16 protein-coding genes are annotated in these 16,393 nt (G+C 67.1%); 5 read left to right on the forward strand and 11 right to left on the reverse strand.

Features of this window, described 5'->3' with window-relative positions:
* Nucleotides 1-17 precede the first annotated feature (17 nt).
* The gene (locus tag ACWGCN_RS33765) at nt 18-701 is read left to right on the forward strand and encodes an ester cyclase (RefSeq protein ID WP_387448741.1); all 684 of its coding nucleotides are present in this window, start codon (nt 18-20) and stop codon (nt 699-701) included.
* On the opposite strand, the gene ACWGCN_RS33770 is transcribed toward ACWGCN_RS33765, so the two are convergent.
* Together ACWGCN_RS33770 and ACWGCN_RS33775 are read right to left on the reverse strand one after the other, a co-directional pair.
* A complete protein-coding gene (locus tag ACWGCN_RS33770; RefSeq protein WP_452454102.1) occupies nt 702-1,310 on the reverse strand; it encodes a TetR family transcriptional regulator in 609 nt (202 codons plus the stop codon).
* On the reverse strand, nt 1,300-2,811 hold the full coding sequence (locus ACWGCN_RS33775; RefSeq protein ID WP_452459578.1) for an MFS transporter: 1,512 nt from the start codon (nt 2,809-2,811) through the stop codon (nt 1,300-1,302). Before ACWGCN_RS33775 ends, ACWGCN_RS33770 begins: the two co-directional genes overlap by 11 nt.
* A gap of 140 nt (nt 2,812-2,951) precedes the next feature.
* On the opposite strand from ACWGCN_RS33775, the gene ACWGCN_RS33780 reads away from it, so the two are divergent.
* Complete coding sequence (locus tag ACWGCN_RS33780; RefSeq protein ID WP_378996757.1) at nt 2,952-4,247, forward strand: D-alanyl-D-alanine carboxypeptidase family protein; 1,296 nt, start codon at nt 2,952-2,954, stop codon at nt 4,245-4,247.
* A gap of 15 nt (nt 4,248-4,262) precedes the next feature.
* Here the strand turns inward: ACWGCN_RS33780 and yhjD are convergent, their stop codons facing one another.
* The 3 genes from yhjD to ACWGCN_RS33795 are packed head-to-tail and all read right to left on the reverse strand — an operon-like array spanning nt 4,263 to nt 7,325.
* On the reverse strand, nt 4,263-5,285 hold the full coding sequence (gene yhjD, locus ACWGCN_RS33785; RefSeq protein WP_379313575.1) for an inner membrane protein YhjD: 1,023 nt from the start codon (nt 5,283-5,285) through the stop codon (nt 4,263-4,265).
* Nucleotides 5,286-5,326: 41 nt separating this feature from the next.
* Nucleotides 5,327-6,358 (reverse strand): tryptophan--tRNA ligase, encoded by a 1,032-nt coding sequence (gene trpS / locus ACWGCN_RS33790; RefSeq protein WP_379313574.1) that lies wholly within the window; start codon nt 6,356-6,358, stop codon nt 5,327-5,329.
* A 22-nt stretch (nt 6,359-6,380) separates the two neighbouring features.
* A complete protein-coding gene (locus ACWGCN_RS33795) occupies nt 6,381-7,325 on the reverse strand; it encodes an oxygenase MpaB family protein (RefSeq protein WP_387448754.1) in 945 nt (314 codons plus the stop codon).
* Nucleotides 7,326-7,428: 103 nt separating this feature from the next.
* Here ACWGCN_RS33795 and ACWGCN_RS33800 point away from each other — a divergent pair, with 103 nt between their 5' ends.
* Nucleotides 7,429-8,061, forward strand: a complete 633-nt coding sequence (locus ACWGCN_RS33800; RefSeq protein ID WP_379220430.1) for a TetR/AcrR family transcriptional regulator — start codon at nt 7,429-7,431, stop codon at nt 8,059-8,061.
* A gap of 9 nt (nt 8,062-8,070) precedes the next feature.
* Here the strand turns inward: ACWGCN_RS33800 and ACWGCN_RS33805 are convergent, their stop codons facing one another.
* The 5 genes from ACWGCN_RS33805 to ACWGCN_RS33825 all read right to left on the reverse strand — a co-directional run bounded on the left by ACWGCN_RS33805 (nt 8,071) and on the right by ACWGCN_RS33825 (nt 12,273).
* Nucleotides 8,071-8,445 (reverse strand): hypothetical protein, encoded by a 375-nt coding sequence (locus tag ACWGCN_RS33805; RefSeq protein WP_452459577.1) that lies wholly within the window; start codon nt 8,443-8,445, stop codon nt 8,071-8,073.
* Nucleotides 8,446-8,561: 116 nt separating this feature from the next.
* Entirely contained in the window at nt 8,562-10,424 is a 1,863-nt protein-coding gene (locus tag ACWGCN_RS33810) for a vWA domain-containing protein (RefSeq protein WP_449972182.1), read from the reverse strand.
* A gap of 99 nt (nt 10,425-10,523) precedes the next feature.
* Nucleotides 10,524-11,003 carry a barstar family protein gene (locus ACWGCN_RS33815; RefSeq protein WP_452459576.1) on the reverse strand — a complete coding sequence of 160 codons (480 nt, stop codon included), beginning with the start codon at nt 11,001-11,003 and terminating at the stop codon, nt 10,524-10,526.
* A complete protein-coding gene (locus tag ACWGCN_RS33820; protein WP_452459575.1) occupies nt 11,003-11,497 on the reverse strand; it encodes a ribonuclease domain-containing protein in 495 nt (164 codons plus the stop codon). Before ACWGCN_RS33820 ends, ACWGCN_RS33815 begins: the two co-directional genes overlap by 1 nt.
* The gene (locus ACWGCN_RS33825; RefSeq protein WP_452459574.1) at nt 11,494-12,273 is read right to left on the reverse strand and encodes an exodeoxyribonuclease III; all 780 of its coding nucleotides are present in this window, start codon (nt 12,271-12,273) and stop codon (nt 11,494-11,496) included. The genes ACWGCN_RS33820 and ACWGCN_RS33825 overlap by 4 nt, the downstream gene beginning before the upstream one ends.
* Nucleotides 12,274-12,340: 67 nt before the next feature.
* Here ACWGCN_RS33825 and ACWGCN_RS33830 point away from each other — a divergent pair, with 67 nt between their 5' ends.
* Nucleotides 12,341-13,195: an alpha/beta fold hydrolase gene (locus ACWGCN_RS33830; RefSeq protein WP_378996779.1), complete on the forward strand. Its 855-nt coding sequence runs from the start codon at nt 12,341-12,343 to the stop codon at nt 13,193-13,195.
* A gap of 43 nt (nt 13,196-13,238) precedes the next feature.
* Here ACWGCN_RS33830 and ACWGCN_RS33835 read toward each other — a convergent pair whose 3' ends face one another.
* A complete protein-coding gene (locus ACWGCN_RS33835) occupies nt 13,239-14,468 on the reverse strand; it encodes an acyl-CoA dehydrogenase family protein (RefSeq protein ID WP_452459573.1) in 1,230 nt (409 codons plus the stop codon).
* A gap of 193 nt (nt 14,469-14,661) precedes the next feature.
* Between ACWGCN_RS33835 and ACWGCN_RS33840 the strand changes: the two genes are divergently transcribed.
* Nucleotides 14,662-16,284 carry a purine-cytosine permease family protein gene (locus ACWGCN_RS33840; protein ID WP_378996784.1) on the forward strand — a complete coding sequence of 541 codons (1,623 nt, stop codon included), beginning with the start codon at nt 14,662-14,664 and terminating at the stop codon, nt 16,282-16,284.
* Nucleotides 16,285-16,393 lie beyond the last annotated feature (109 nt).

Consider the following 16,393-nt stretch of genomic DNA (forward strand, 5'->3'; position numbering starts at 1 on the left):
CGAAAATGACTGTGGACGTGACAGATACGCAGGCCGAACAGAACCCGGAACCGGAAGCGCCCCTGTGGCTGCAGGGCCGGGAAGCCGTGATCGCCGCCGCGGCGCCGGAGGAATGGCGCGGCAACGTTCCCGACTACGAACTGAGCCACGAGGTGATCCCGCGCGAGCGCAGCGTCGAGCACGCGCCGGGCTCGCTCGAGGCGATCGTCGAGGACCTGGTGAAGGTCTTCGAGATGGAGGTCTCGCACAAGGCCGACCCCGCGACGTGGCTGTCGGTGGTGGCCGACCAGTACCGCGGCCGGGTCAACGGCGGGACGTGGCAGGACGCCGAGGAGTTCGCTCGGATCGGCAGCTACAACATCCTGATCGGCGACAACCCGTACTACGACTCCGCCAACGAGACCTTCGACTCCTCGCACCACATCTTCCACACCGCCTTCCCCGGCGGGTTCTTCTGGGAGGTCCAGGAAGTGCTGTCGGGCCCGCCGTCGGTGAGCTTCCGCTGGCGGCACTGGGGCAAGTTCGAGGGCGAGTACAAGGGCCACCAGCCCACCGGCGAGCAGATCGAGATGTTCGGTGTGACCATCGCCCGCGTCAGCGAGGACCTGCGCATCCTCGAGCTGGAGCACTTCTACGACAACAACAAGCTGCTGGGCCCGCTGGCACACGGCTGCCCCGTGCAGCACGGCAAGGCCGACTAGTCAGGTCCGATCGCTGCCGTTCGGTGCGTCGTCCGGACCGAACGGCAGCCCGGCCTGCAGGAACCGCAGGGCGTGACCGACATTCTCGGCATTGACCGGGGTGGTGGTCACGATGGCGAGCATGGTGCCGATCATGGCGCCCGCGGCCACCCGCACCTCGAAATCGTCGGCAGCCCGGCCGGTGTATTCGGCCATCAGTTGCGCCGCCAATTCGATGCTGCGCTGGAATTCCAGGCCGATCGCCGGGCGCAGCTCCGGGACGTGGTAAAGCAGTGCGTGCCGTTCCTGCTCGAAGGCCATGTCGGCGGCCGACATCGCCGAGAACACTGCCTCCGTGGCGTTGCGGAAGGCGGTCAGCGGGTGCAGGCCGCGCGGTTGCGCCTCCAGCGCTTCGATCATCAGCGCGTCCTGATCATCGGCGATGACCAGCTGTTCCTTGGTCGGGAAGTAGCGGAAGAAGGTGCTCGGGGATACCTCGGCCGCCGCCGCGATCTGCTCCACCGTGGTCTCGGTGTAGCCCTGTTCCCGGAACAGCCGGAACGCCTCGACCCTGATGGTTCGGCGGGTCCGCTCCTTCTTCCGCTCGCGTAGCGACATCTCAACCGACATGTATCGATTCTGCCGCATCCGTCTCGGTAACCGGTGCCGTCGGTCGCCGCAGCCACAGCGCGGTGCCGAGTCCGGCGACCAGACACAGCGCCGCGCACAGCCCGAGCATGGTGTCCATGCCCGTGACGAAGGCCTGCTGTACCTGCGCCAGCATCACCGGATCACCGGTCTCCCGCGCGTGGGCGACGCCCGCGTTGACACCGTCGGAGATCGGCGCACGGTCGAGCGCGCCGAGGTCGGCCCGGTACCAGGTGGACAGCACGGTGCCGAGCACGGCAACGCCGATGGTGCCACCCGCCTGCCGAAGTGCTTGCAGCAGTGCCGAACCCGACCCGGAACCGGCGGCGGTGAGCTCCCCGAGCGCCATGCCCATGGCGGCGGGCATGACCAGACCCATCCCGATACCGAGCACTGTGGTCCACAGCGCGGTCAGACCGTAACCGCTGTCGACCCGAGTGAGCGTGCCGAGCCCGATTCCGCCCGCGAGTACCAGGAACCCGGCGGTGAGCATGACCCGCAGGCCGAGCCGCGGCAGCAACATGTCGACCAACCTGCTGCCGATCACCAGCCCGCCGATCATCGGCAACAGCCGCAACCCGCTACCGAGCGCATCGACCCCGAGCACGGCCTGGAAATACTGCGGGACGGTGAAGAACATCCCGAACATGGCGAAACTGACGAGGATGGACAGCGCTGTACCCCAACGGAATCCGGGAGTGGCGAACAGCGTGAGGTCGATCAGCGGGTGCGCGGTGCGACGCTGCCACCACAGGAAGACGGCGAGCAGCGCGGCGCCCGCCACCACAACGAGCCACGCTGCGATGTCGCCCCAGCCCCGTTCGCCGATCCGGATGAAACCGTAGGTCAGCCCGAGCATGCCCGCCGCCGACAGCAGCGCACCCACGATGTCGATGCGAAAGCCGCTGTCGCCGTGTGATTCCGGCACCAGTGTCGCCACCGCAACCGCCCCGATGATCACCAGCGGCACATTGATGAGGAACACCGAACCCCACCAGTAGTGCTGCAGCAGCCAGCCGCCGACGATCGGACCGAGCGGCAGACCGATCGCGGTCGAGGTGACCCAGATCGTCACCGCGCGTTGCCGTTGCGCCGGTTCGCTGAACAGCACCGGCAGCACGGCCATCGACAGCGGCATCATCGCGGCGGCGGCGACGCCGAGCGCCACTCTGGCTGCGATGAGCTGGCCCGCCGAATCGGCGAACGCGCAGGCCAGAGAGGCCACACCGAACAGCACCAGCGCTGCCAGCAGGACCTTCTTGCGCCCGTACCGGTCGCCTAGCGCGCCCGCGGGCAGCATCAGCGCGGCCAGAGCCAGCGTGTAAGCGCTGCTGAACCACTGCAGCGCAGCGGTATTCGCATCCAGGTCCACCGCGAGCGTCGGGATGGCCACCGTGAGCACGGTGACGTCGAGTCCGATGGTGAGCATCGCCACGGCAAGCGCGCCGAGCGCGAGCCAGCGGCGGGTGTCTTCCGTCCGCATATCTCCTCCAAATTGAGAGCTACTACTTTTTGATAGTAACTCTCATTTGCTAGTTCATGTCAATACCCTCGCCGAGTCCGGACCTGTCAGCTCGTGGACCGGCGAACGCGCCACAGCAGCGACTACTAGGCTGCGAGGCGATGAGGATTCGTGAAGTCGGCCTGCGCGCCGCATGCCTTCTCGGTGCTGCCGTCACCGTCACCGCACTCGCAGGCGCTCCCGCCTTCGCCGTTCCCGCCACCGACGGCGGCTCGAGTACCACCACCACACCCCCGTTCACCACGCCGAACACCGACGACTGCCCACAGAAGACGCAGCCGCCCGCACCGATCGACACCTCGGAGGTGCCTGCGCCCGGCGAGCCGACACCGACCCAGCTCCCCGTCCCCTCCCCCGCCGTCGGCGGTCAGCGGATGGGCGATTGCGGCGTGATCGTGCCCGACGGCGCACCCCCGGTGCCCGCCGAGATCTCGGCGACCGCGTGGATGGTCTCCGACCTCGACACCGGTCGCGTACTCGCCGCCAAGGATCCGCACGGCCGCTACCGCCCCGCCAGCACCATCAAGGTCGCCCTAGCCATCGTCGCGCTGCGCAGCCTGGATCTGGACAAGGTCGTGGTCGGCACCCAGGCCGACGCCGATGTCGACGGCACCAGGGTCGGCATCGGCCCCGGTGGCCGCTACACCAACCGCCAGCTCATGCAGGCCCTGATCATGTGCTCGGGCAACGACGCCGCCCACGCCATCGCCACCCAGCTCGGCGGCGACAAGGCCGCCGTGGCGAAGATGAACGAGGTGGCGAAGTCGTTGCGCGCGTTGGACACTCGCGCGGCGACGCCGTCCGGCCTCGACGGGCCCGGCATGAGTACCTCGGCCTACGACCTGTCGGTGCTGTTCCGCGAGGCGATGAACATCCCCCTGTTCGCCGAACTGATCCACACCGAGCAGGTCGACTTCCCCGGGTTCCCCGCCGACCCCAAGATTCCCGACGACAAGGACCACCCCGGCTTCCCGATCGCCAACGACAACCAGCTGCTCTACAACTACGCGGGCGCGATCGGCGGCAAGACCGGTTTCACCGACGACGCCCGTCAGACCTTCGTCGCCGCCGCCGAACGCGACGGGCACCGCCTGGTCGTCACCCTGCTCAAGGCCGACGTGCGCCCGATCCGGCCCTGGGAGCAGGCCGCGCGACTGCTGGACTACGGTTTCGCCCTCGACACCCAAGCCAGGATCGGCAAGCTACCCGAATCAGGCAGCGAGGCAGTGCAACCCAGCGTTCCCCTGGCGTCGCCCCCGCCGCGCGCCGACGGCACCCGAGCCGACCCGGTCCAACCGGCACATCAGGGCGCCCGCATCGCCACCTTGATCGGCGGGCCCGTGCTGGTGCTCGTGCTGCTGCTCTGGGCGCGCAGGGCCTTCCGACGCAGGCGCTGACACCGACGGCGGGCGCTACCGCCGCTTGCCCACCAGCATCAGGGCCAGTGCCGCCACCGCCCCCGCCCCGAAGTAGGCGGCGCCGCTCCCGGTCGACATCCCGTGCTCGACCACCCGCGGCCGGATGACCACCGCGTCCGGCGGCGCGACCGTCGCGGCACGTTCGTTGTCCGACGACGTCGCCGCCCACGCCGTCGCGAACAGCAGGATCCGATAGGACATATAGCTGAAGACCATCAGGCCGATGATCGACCCGAACGTCGCCCCCACCGGACTGGACAGCACCGCCCGCAGATAGATCGCGGCGATGATCTTGAAGATCTCGAAGGCCACCGCCGCCAGCACCGCCGCCCGCGCCGCGCTGCGCAACGACACCGGCTCGCGCGGCAGCCGCGCGATCATCCACGCGAACACCGCCCACGACGCGAGCAGTCCGAGCGCGATCGAAACCAGCCGCAGCACCAGACCCGCCCCGGGCAGATGATCCGCCCCCAGCAGCTCGAGCACCCCCTTGCCCACCCCGCTCGCCGAGACCGCCGACAAACCGAGCGACACCACGAAGGCCAGGCCGAGACCGATCAACGCGCCGATATCCGACAGTTTGGCCAGCCACCACGGCTTGTCGGGGCTGTGACTGGCCCACTGCTCGGTGAGCGCGGCCCGCAGGTTGGCGATCCAGCCGAGCCCGGTGTAGAGCCCGACCAGCAAGCCGATGACGCCGACCGTGCCGCGGGAATTGATCGCCTGTTCGATGAGGTCGTTGATCTGAGTGCCGAAGGAACTGGGAATCTTCTCGACGACCTTGTCCTGCAACTCGCTCAGCAGGTCCGGGTGCCCGGCCAGAATGAAACCGGCCACCGAGAACGCCACCATCAGCAGTGGAAACAGCGACAGCACAGTGAAATACGTGATGCCGGCGGCGAAGAAGTCACCGCGCTGGCTCTGAAACCGCCCACCGGCCCTGACCAGATGATCCAGCCAGGGCCTGCGCCCGATCTGCTTCTCGATGGCCGCCGAGATGTTCTCGATCAACTGCATGACACGCGCCCCTTCAGCGAAAACCTCAGGTGCGCAACGGGTCAGCGAGCGAGGAAGCCAACCCGGTCGTACACCTGAGCGAGTGTGTTGCCTGCGATCTCACGCGCCCGCTCGGCGCCCGCGGCCAGAATCCGGTCCAGTTCCGCCTGATCGGACAGGTATTCCTGGACCTTCTTCTGCACGGGCGTCACGAATTCGACCAGCGCGTCGGCCACCTCGGCCTTGAGATCACCGTAGCCCTTACCCTCGAAATTCACCTCGAGGTCGACGATCGGGGTTTCGCGCAGCGAGCTCAGGATCACCAGCAGGTTGCTCACGCCCGCCTTGTTCTCCGGGTCGTAGCGGATCTCGCGCCCGGTGTCGGTGACCGCCGAACGCACCCGCTTGGCGGTGATCTTCGGGTCGTCGAGCAGGTTGATCAGCCCGGCGTCGCTGGAGGCCGACTTGCTCATCTTCGAGGTCGGGTCCTGCAGATCGAAGATCTTCGCGGTGCCCTTGACGATGTGCGGTTCCGGCACGACGAAGGTCTTCTTGTAACGAGTGTTGAAGCGCTGGGCCAGGTTCCGGGTCAACTCGAGGTGCTGGCGCTGGTCCTCGCCGACCGGCACCTGGTGCGGGCGGTAGAGCAGGATGTCGGCGGCCATCAGCACCGGGTAGGTGAACAGGCCGACGGTCGCGTTCTCGGCGCCCTGCTTGACCGACTTGTCCTTGAACTGGGTCATCCGGCCCGCTTCACCGAAACCGGTGATACAGCTCAGCACCCAGGACAGCTCGGCGTGCTCGGGCACCTGACTCTGCACGAACAGTGTGGACTTGGCGGGGTCGATGCCGAGCGCGAGCAGCTGGGCGGCGGCGGACTTGGTGCGCGCCCGCAGCGCCTTGGGATCCTGGCTGACGGTGATCGCGTGCATATCCGGAATGAAGTACAGCGCGTCGTACTCGTCCTGCATCGTCACCCAGTACTGCAGCGCACCCAGGTAGTTGCCGAGGTGGAAGGAGTCGCTGGTGGGCTGGATGCCCGACAGCACCCGCTGCTTACGTTCGGCCGTCTCGGCCGGGGCAGGACTGGACATACCCCGAATCTTTCCATGCCGCTCAAGCGGAATTTCGCTGCACCCAGTTGCGTGGATCGACACCGGGCATGCTCGGGTGGCCCGTCTTGACCATGCGCTGTTCGCGACGGGCGAGCAGCTGATAGGACGGGGCGCTCGGCCCGGCGAGCGTGCCCGCCAGTACCCGGGGCGCCAGCGGCGGGACGACATGGGCGGTGCGGATGCTGCGGCACAGCGCGCGGTGCGCCAGTTCGTCGGAGATCCCCCACTCGATGCCGTACATCTGCCTGATCCGCGCCGGCAGACTGCCCTGGACCAGCAGATACAGCGCGGTACCGACCTGTTCGGCAGGCGGGCGCAGCCGGTACGCCTTGCGGTGGCCCGCGAGATAGGAGCCGACCAGTTCGGCCTCCTCGGTGAGGAACAGTTCGGTCGAGTTCAGATAGCTGTCGAAGTAGCGACGGAAGGCCGGGTAGTCGGCGGGTGCGGCGTCGCGCGGCATGCCGAACAGTTCACCCCAGCGGACATAGTCCTGGTAGAGGTCTTCGCGCTCGGTGGCCGTGAGTTCGCGGACCAGGCGGTCGTACATCACCTCGGCCGAATCGAAGGTGAAGGCCATGGTCATGAACATCAGGTGCGGATCGTGGGCCGCGTAGGCGGTGCCTGCCGGATGGTGGGCGCCCGCGTCTTCGGGCAGGGTGCCGACCACCGCGTCGTGCTTGCGCCGGGTGAAGGCCAGCGCGCGATCGGCCTCGGCCAAGCTGCCGAGGAACACCGCTTCGAACAGGGCGCCGGTGATGGCCAAGCGGGTGTACGGGGTTTCCCGATGCGCGGTGTGTTCACTGGTGCCGACGAACAGCAGCGGATGCACCGCGCCGATCACCAGCGCTCGCACGCCGTAGGTGAGACCGACCGCACGCTTGCTCATCACCCGCCGGATCATCGAATCGTCGGCGAAATATCCGGGTTCGCCCTGCCGTGTGGCCATGTTGCGCCTCCTCGTCGAGTGCATCTGGCAATAGAATCCCCCAGAATTGATATTCTGGCAAGAGTCTCTACCAAAACACCGCGAGAGGACGGCAGCACGCACAATGGACGCTGTGGCAGCACAACGGACATACGGTGGCGTTTCGGCGCAGGAGCGGCAATCCCAGCGGCGGACCGCGCTGCTGGACGCGGCGCTCGACCTGGTCGCCGCCGATGCCAAACTCACCGTCGCCGGCCTCTGTGCGCGCGCGGGCCTGAACGAGCGGTACTACTACGAGAGTTTCGACAAGCGCGACGACGTCCTGGAAGCCCTGCTCGACCGCATCGCCGACGAACTCACCGCGGCGATCGCCACCGCACTGGCCACCGCGCCCGCCGACAGCCGCGTTCAGGCCCACGCCGCGATCGACGCGGGCATCTCGGTGCTCACCGACGACCCGCGCAAGGCCAGGGCCGCGCTGATCGCCGGAATGGCCACCCCGGAGCTTCGCGCCCGTACCGCCAGGACGGTGCGGGCGTTCGCCCGGCTGGTCGCCGCCGAGGGCACCGGCTTCTACGGCGGCGACGTCCCACAGAACCTGGTCGACTTCCGGGCGATCTACCTGGTCGGCGGCCTGACCCAGACCCTCACGACCTGGCTCGCGGGCGACCTCGATCTCACCCGCGAGGAACTGATCGACCAGATCACCGACGTTTTCGTCCTGCTCGGCGACGACCTCGCCGGTCGCTACCGCTGAACGATCCCGCTACAGGGGGAAGCACGCGCCGGTGCACGGCGCCGACGACCCGTTGCTCAGCCAGCCGATCAGGCGCCAGAACTGGATGTCCACATTTTGCACCGAGCCGGTACCGGAACCGCTGTCCGCGATCTGCGCACCGTTCGCAGGCTGGGACGGAAGGGGCACGCACACATCGAGCATGACGCCGTCGCATTCCGCGGCGGAACCGCTCGACAGCGCGCGCAGCAGGTTGCCGACCAGGTCGCTCGATCCCGGGGACCCCTCGGCGACCAGCTCGACATCCGACCGCTGGGGTGCGAGACCGCTATCGGCCGTTGCCATTCCGGCCGACGCCACCATGACAGCGGCGAAGATACCCACGCCGGCCAGTACTCGCTTCATCAAGTTCTCCTCACAGGCAACCCTGGATGGCCGCTCCGCGAAGACGTTAAACGGACTGATCAGGCAATGACAGCCGTCAATTGCAGTGGCATCAGAACATCCGGCGGAGCACTGCGCTATCGACGAGTTCGTCTGCGCAGCAAAGTGATCGCGATGACACCGCCGATGGTGAGGGCGAACGCGATGACGGCGATGCCGGTACCGAGCAGTGCCGTGGAGTTGTCGTCGTCGGCGGCCTGCGCGGTGTCGGGCACGTTCTCGATCGAGCTATCGGTGGACCCGGGCACAGCCCGATACGTGGGGCCCGCCTCCGGCGTTCCGGTCACCACGACATCCAGCTCGACCGGCACGGGACGAACGACACCCGGATCATTCTGTGTCGGACTGACTTTCACCGCGATGTAGTACCACCCGGCGAGCGCGTTCTCCGACACTTCCCGGTCCGAGGATTCGCGGTTGCGATAGCGAACCTCGGGGATGGCCAAAGCCTGCTTGTTCGAGGGCAGAATGTCGGGCGCACCGTTGTAGCTGGCGAATTCGTCGGCGGCCTCCTTACGGTACGGCGTGTACAGCGTGGTGGTGACGACCGAGACGTTGTCGAGGCCACGGCCCGGGGTCTCGAGGAAACGCACTCGATAGGCCAAGCCCTGACCCCAGTCGAGTTTCACCTTGTAGAAGACGAATTCGCCGCGCTGCACGGTGTCGCCGTAGACGCCGGAGCCGTCGAGGGCCGTTGCCACGTTGAACGAGCCGCCACCGGCCAACGGTACGACCGGACCGCTCGGCGCGGTGAACGACGCCGGTTCGGGTTCCGCCGGGCGGCCGCCGTCGGTGACGCCCGGTTCGACGGTGACATTCAGTTCCAGTGGCAGCGTCGCCGGCGCGTTGTCGGCGACACCCGACCATTCCACACTGAAGTAGTACCGGCCGCCGCCCTTGCACTTGTCGGTGCGCGCGGTGCCGTCTTTCGCATCGGTCGCGCCGGTCCATTGCGAGCTGACCGTGAGCGCGACGCCATCGGTGGATCGGACGGCGTTCTCCTGTTCGGAGGCGTTGCAGTCCTGGCCCTCGACGCCGGCGACCCGCAGGCGCAGACTGTTGTTCGAGCTCACCGCGTTCTCACCACGGGGGAAGGAGACGGTCCCGCTGAAGTACGCGGTCGCCCCCTCGGGGACGTCCACCGCGTAGTAGCGGGGCTTCTTCTGCCCGATGGTGTCGAGGTACTGCCCTGGCACTACCGCCGGTGCGTCCTGGTATCCGGCAGCGCCTTCGACGGGGGTGCCCGCCGCGGTGTAGTCGCGCAGTGCCGCAGTGCTCACCCGGGGCAACACCCGCTCGAGCGCCTTGCCGTCGGCGGCGTCGGTATAGGTGCCGCCGGTGGTGTCGGCGATGCAGATGAGCTGGGCGCGCGAGGCATCATCGACCCCGAAACCGATGGTGTGCACGACGATCGAGGCGCCGTCGGCACTGAGTTCACGGGCTACTTCGCACGGGTCGGGCGGTGCACAGGTGTCGAGGCCGTCGGAGACCAGCACGATCGAGCGCGGGCCCTCGGTAGGCAGGGCGCCCGCGGCGGTGCGCAGTGCGGCGCCGATCGGGGTGAAACCGCTGGGGGTGATCCTGTCGACGGTTGATGTCAGCGCGGGTTTGTCGATGGTGTCGGCCGGTACGAGCACCGAGACGTCACGGCATCCCGCGGGCTTTTCCGCGTCGGTGGATCCAGTGCCGGTGCCGTAGACCGACAGTCCGACTTTCGCCGTGGCGGGCGCGGTCGTCACGAAACCGCGTACGGCTGTCCTCGCCGCGTCCATCTTGGTGCCGCCGCCCGGATCGGCCGCCAGCATCGAACCCGAGGCATCGAGCACCAGCATGGTCGGTGCGTACTGGGTCTGCGTCGGCGCGGCGAACGCGGGAACCGCGAGCGGGAGCAGGCCGATCGCTCCCGCCGTCGCCAGACCGATCACCTTCGCGAAACGCACGGCAGAGCTCCGTCCCGATCCGCCGGATCTCGACGCACCAGGGACCGACCATAGCCGGACAAACCGCGCATAAGGAACCTTACGGATGCGTGCTGGACGTCAGTCTGTCAGCGAAACCGCGTCGAATTTCTCCGGGTCGCCCTGCAAGACGACACGAAACGCGACCTCGCGGCGCGCCCAATACGCGGCGCAATCACGGATGGCGGAGTCGAACCAGGCACGTTCGGTGGGTTCGACGGCGAGCAGGTCGTCGGCGGTGCGGATCACCGCGACATAGCCCGGGGCGTCGCCCACGAAATCGTCGAGGTCGCGCAGGCATTCGTCGAAGGCGTCCTTGTTGGCGCCGAAGTAGTACGGGAACTGGAAGGCGGCGGCGAACTCGTCGAACAGCTCTGCCGTGGTGCGCATCTTGGTTCCCCGCAGTTCGCGCACGCGGTAGTCGGCGGGGGCGTCGTAGCGGACGCCGCTGAACTGGTTGGCGTTCACCGGCAGCGCACCGAGCACCGGGGGCGCGGTCGCAGCCGGTGCTTCGGGGGTGGGGCGAGCAAGGAACTGCGACAGCGTCATTCGCGGAGTCATCAGCGCATCCTCGTGAAGGTTTCGTAGTGGTCGCCGGTGTACCAGGCCGAACCGTCGCTGCCGGTGACGATGCGTTCGGCGTCACGACCGCGATTGGGCTGCTTGGGATTCACATCCCACTCCTGGTATTTCACCGCTTTGCCCCCCGAATCCTTGGGCGGCAGTTTGGTTCCCCGGTTCATGAACTGCTCGCCACCCTTGGTGCCCTGCGCGTTGGCCGAGCCGGGCCAACGCCCCGCGTCGATCTCGACGAGGGTGACATAGGCGCGGTCGGGCACACCCGCGGTCTTGGTGACCGGTGAGGCCGACGAATTCCCGGCGGGCGGGCCAGGTTTCGGCGCGGACGCGGTGGTGGTGATGCCGGCGACGGCACGCGTGGTCGACGTGACGGTGGTGCTGTCGCTACCGCGACCGCCGAACACAGTGAGGCCGATGGCCGCCAGGACGAGGACAAGTCCACCGAGCAGGCTGAGAGTCTTGCGTGAGAGTGTCATCGATACTGAACAGTAACGGGCGCGTGGTCGGACCAGCGCTGGTCGTAGGCGTCGGCCCGTTCGACGACGGCCTGCTTGGCGCGCCCGGTCAGCTCACCGAGGGCCAGCTGGTAATCGATGCGCCAGCCGGAGTCGTTGTCGAAGGCGCGGCCGCGGTAGGACCACCAGCTGTAGGGGCCCGCGACGCCGGGATGCAGGGCGCGCACCACGTCGACGTAGCCCGCGGCGAGCAGTTCGGCGATCCAGGCGCGCTCCTCGGGCAGGAAGCCCGCCGACTTCTGGTTGCCCTTCCAGTTCTTCAGGTCGATCTCGGCGGGGGCGATGTTCCAGTCGCCGCTCACCACGAACTCGCCGGTGCGCGATTTCAGGTACGCGCCGAGCTCGGCCATGAACCGGTACTTCTCGTCTTGTTTGGGGGTGTTCTCCTCCCCCGAGTGCACGTAGACGCTCGCCACGGTGACCTCACCGAAGTCGGCTTCGATATAGCGGCCCGACGCCGCGAACTCGGTGCTGCCGAACCCGATGCGCACGGCATCGGGGGCGCGCCGCGACAGGATCCCCACGCCCGCGCGGCCCTTGGATTCGGGCTCGGCGTGGGAGAGCACCCAACCCGCGTCGAGCGCGGGGGCCAGCGCCGCCGCGGTCTGCGCATCGGTCGCCCTGGTCTCCTGCAGGCAGACGATGTCGGCTTCGGTCGCCGCCAACCAGGCTGTCATGCCCTTGGTCGAAGCGGCACGGACCCCGTTAACGTTCACAGTCGAGAGGATTATCGGCACCGTACGACCGTACAATGCAGGCAGGGATGCTCCCCCGGACACCGTCGTCCAGGAAGGGGTGATGACGATGACGTCACGCACCGCCAAGTCCACCGCCCGCCCCACGCCCGTCGCGGCGTTGCACATCGGGTCCGGCGACCCGGTCTTGTTGCTGCACGGATTCCTGCTGTCGCCACACTGCTGGGAGCAGGTCGCGCAGCGGATGTCGGCACATTGCGAGGTGTACGCGCCCGCGTTCGCCGGGCACTGGGGTGGCCCGAAGGTCGAAGGATGGGCGCTGGATGTGTACGCCCTGGCCGATCAGATCGAAGATCAACTCGACGAGCTGGGCTGGCGCACCTGTCATATCGCGGGCAATTCGCTCGGCGGCTGGGTGGGACTCGAGCTGGCCCGACGCGGCCGGGCTCGCACACTCACCACCATCGCCGCGGCGGGTGGCTGGGCATCGCCTTCGCTGAGCCAGGTCAGGATCGGCGTCAAGTTCGCGTCGATGATCCCCTTCATCGAGATCGGCAAACGCCTCGGTGGTGCGGCGATCAACAACGCGCTCGTGCAGCAGGTGGCCGCATTGCTGGTCGCCAAGCACACCGGCGCTGTCGCGCGCCGTGATCTCGCGACCCTGCTCACCGCCGTCCTGCATTGCGAGGCGATGATCCCGCTCATCCTCGGCAGCCTGCGCGCGCCGGGCATGGACGACCTGGGCGAGCTGAGCACCCCGGTGCGGATGCTGCTCGCCGAATACGACCGGATCATCCCCAACAGCGTGTACGCCACCCGCTACCTGCGCGAACTGCCCGAGTCGGCGGATCGGATCCTGGTGCACGGGGTGGGGCATGTGCCGATGCTGGAGGCGCCGGACCGGATCGCCACGCTGATCGCCGAGCACATCTACGCCAGCCGCGGGCACCTGCGCGCCGTGTGATGAGTTCCCGGCCGCGACAACGCTGTTCGCGGCCGGGGCCGGTTCACTTCCCGAGCAGTCCCTTGGCGATGTGGGTCACCTGGATCTCGTTACTGCCCGCGTAGATCATCAGCGACTTCGCGTCACGGGCCAGCTGCTCGACCCGGTATTCGCTCATATAGCCGTTGCCGCCGAACAACTGCACCGCCTCCATCGCCACCTCGGTGGCGGCCTCTGAGCAGTACAGCTTCATCGCCGAGGCCTCGGCCAGGCTCGGCGGCTTGCCCGCGCGAGCGCGCTCGAGCACGTTGAACACCATGTTCTGCACGTTGATTCGCGCCACTTCCATCTTGGCCAGCTTGAGCTGGATCAGCTGGAAGCGCCCGATCTCCTGCCCCCACAGCGTGCGGTTGCGCGCGTAATCGACACAGAGCCGGTGACATTCGTCGATCACGCCCAGCGCCATGAACCCGACGCCGATCCGCTCGGCGGTGAAACTGGCTCTGGCGCTTTCTCTTCCGTCGCCGCCCTGGTGTTCCTCGGTCTCGCCGAGCAACCGGTCCTTGCCGAGCCGGACATTGTCGAAGAACAACTCGCCGGTGGGTGAGGAGTGCAGGCCCATCTTCTTGAACGGCTTGCCCTGGGTGAGGCCTTCCATGCCCGTGTCGAGCACGAACGTGAGCACCTTGCGGTCGCGTTTGCCGGCGCCGTCACCCTCGTCGAGCTTGGCGTAGACGATCATCACGTCGGCGCACGGGCCGTTGGTGATGAAGGTCTTCTGGCCGTTGAGGATGTAGTCCTCGCCGTCGCGTTCCACGCGAGTCTTCATGCCGCCGAACGCATCCGAGCCGGAATCGGGTTCGGTGATCGCCCAGGACGCCACCTTGCGCAGGGTGACGATGTCGGCCAGCCAGCGCTGTTTCTGCGCGAGGGTGCCCCGCGACATGATGGTGGTGGCGCCCAGCCCGATGCTCACCCCGAGGGCGGACACCAGACCCATACAGACACCGGACAATTCGCTGATCAGCACCGCCATCGTCGACTGCTGATCGCCGAACGGGCTGCCCGCCTTCTTGCCACCTTCGCTCGGACCCGCCGCTTCCTTGGCGAGCATCTTCGCGACGGCGTCCTCGCCCATCGCATCGATCCCGAACTGACTGAACAGCTTGCGCAGGAGGGGATACGGCAGCATCTCACCGCTGTCGAGGGCGTCGAGGTTCGGCCGGACCTCCTTGTCGATGAACGCCCGCACGGCGTCGCGGATCATCAGATCGGTCTCGGACCATTCGAACACTGTCGTCTCCTGACGCTCGCTCCGCCCAAAAACATACACGCGTGCTTGTTTTTGCGGAGCCGTTTCGGTGACCCCGGTCACCATCGGGCTGCGTAACAGCGGCGTAACGGATCGGAAAATTCGCGTCTACATCTATGCAGGACCGTCTGTGAGTCGCCGGTTACGTGCGGCAGCGGATGAAGGAGAGAGGGAAATGGCCGGAGCAGATACTGCCGCCAAAGAAACACTCGAGGACTACACGCTGCGTTTCGCCCCGCGGAGCTACCGCAAATGGAGCCCCGCCGTCGTCGGCATCTCCGCACTCGGCGGCATCGCCTACCTCGCCGATTTCGCGATCGGCGCGAATATCGGCATCGCCCACGGCACCGGAAACGCCCTGATCGGCATCGGTATCTTCGCCGTGGTCGTGATGCTCACCGGATTTCCGCTCGCCTATTACGCGGCGCGCTACAACATCGATCTCGACCTGATCACGCGCGGCAGCGGATTCGGCTACTACGGCTCCGTGATCACCAATATCGTGTTCGCGTCGTTCACTTTCATCTTCTTCGCGCTCGAAGGTTCGATCATGGCGCAGGGCCTGTTATTAGGCCTCGGAATTCCGTTGTGGCTCGGCTATCTGGCCTCCACGATCATCATCTTCCCGCTGGTCATCTACGGGATGAACACCCTGGCCAAACTCCAGGTGTGGACCACGCCCCTGTGGCTGCTGCTGATGGTGGCGCCGTTCGGCTTCCTGCTGGTGCGCCACCCCGATTCGGTGGGTTCGTTCTTCGCCTACGGCGGCGAGAACGGTGAGGGCGTGAGCGTTTCGGGCGCGCTGCTGGCCGCCGGTGTTTGCCTGTCGCTGATCGCCCAGATCGCCGAGCAGATCGACTACCTGCGCTTCATGCCGCCGCGCACGCCCGAGAACCGGGCCAAGTGGTGGGGCTGGATGCTGCTCGCCGGTCCCGGCTGGGTGCTGTTCGGTGCGGCCAAGCAGGTCGTCGGCCTGTTCCTCGCGGTGTACCTGATCGCGAACCTGCCCGCCGCGCAGGGCATCGCCAACCAGCCGGTGCACCAGTTCCTGGAGATCTACAAGGACATGGTGCCGGGTTGGCTGGCTATGACGCTGGCCGTGGTGCTGGTGGTCATCAGCCAGGTCAAGATCAACGTGACCAACGCCTACTCGGGCTCGCTGGCCTGGACCAACTCCTACACCCGCGTCACCAAGACCTACCCGGGCCGTCTGGTGTTCCTGGTGGTCAACCTCGGTGTGGCGCTGGTGCTGATGGAAGCGAACATGTTCGACTTCCTCAACAACATCCTCGGCTTCTACGCCAACTGCGGCATCGCCTGGATCGTCACCGTGGCCACCGATATCGCGGTGAACAAGTACCTGCTGAAGATCTCGCCGAAGGTGCCGGAGTTCCGGCGCGGCATGCTCTACGACTTCAACCCGGTGGGTCTGGTCGGCTTCGGGCTGTCGGCGGTGCTGTCGATCATGACCTTCTTCGGCCTGTTCGGTGAACTGCTGAAGCCGTACTCGCCGCTGGTCGCGGTGCTGGTCGCCTTCATCGCGACTCCGCTCACCGCGATCGCCACCAAGGGCAAGTACTACCTGCGACGCGCCGACGACGGCATCGAGGCGCCGATGTTCGACGAACACGGCAACCCGTCGGGCGACCTGCTCACCTGCCACGTCACCGGCATGGACTTCGAACGCCCGGACATGATCGCCTCGGCGGTGCCGGGTCCCGAAGGCGAGATCCAGTACATCAGCTCGCTGGCGCTGTCCACGGACAAGGACGGCAAGCACCTGCTCCCCAGGCAGTAGTTTTGGAGCGCTGGCGCGCTCGAGTTCGCGGCCCCTTCGGTCCCGTCGATCAGGCACCGTTGCTTGCTCCTTCGTCGCCTACGCAACGGCACCTGATCGACGGGACGGC

The sequence above is a fragment of the Nocardia sp. NPDC055050 genome, from assembly GCF_053608345.1.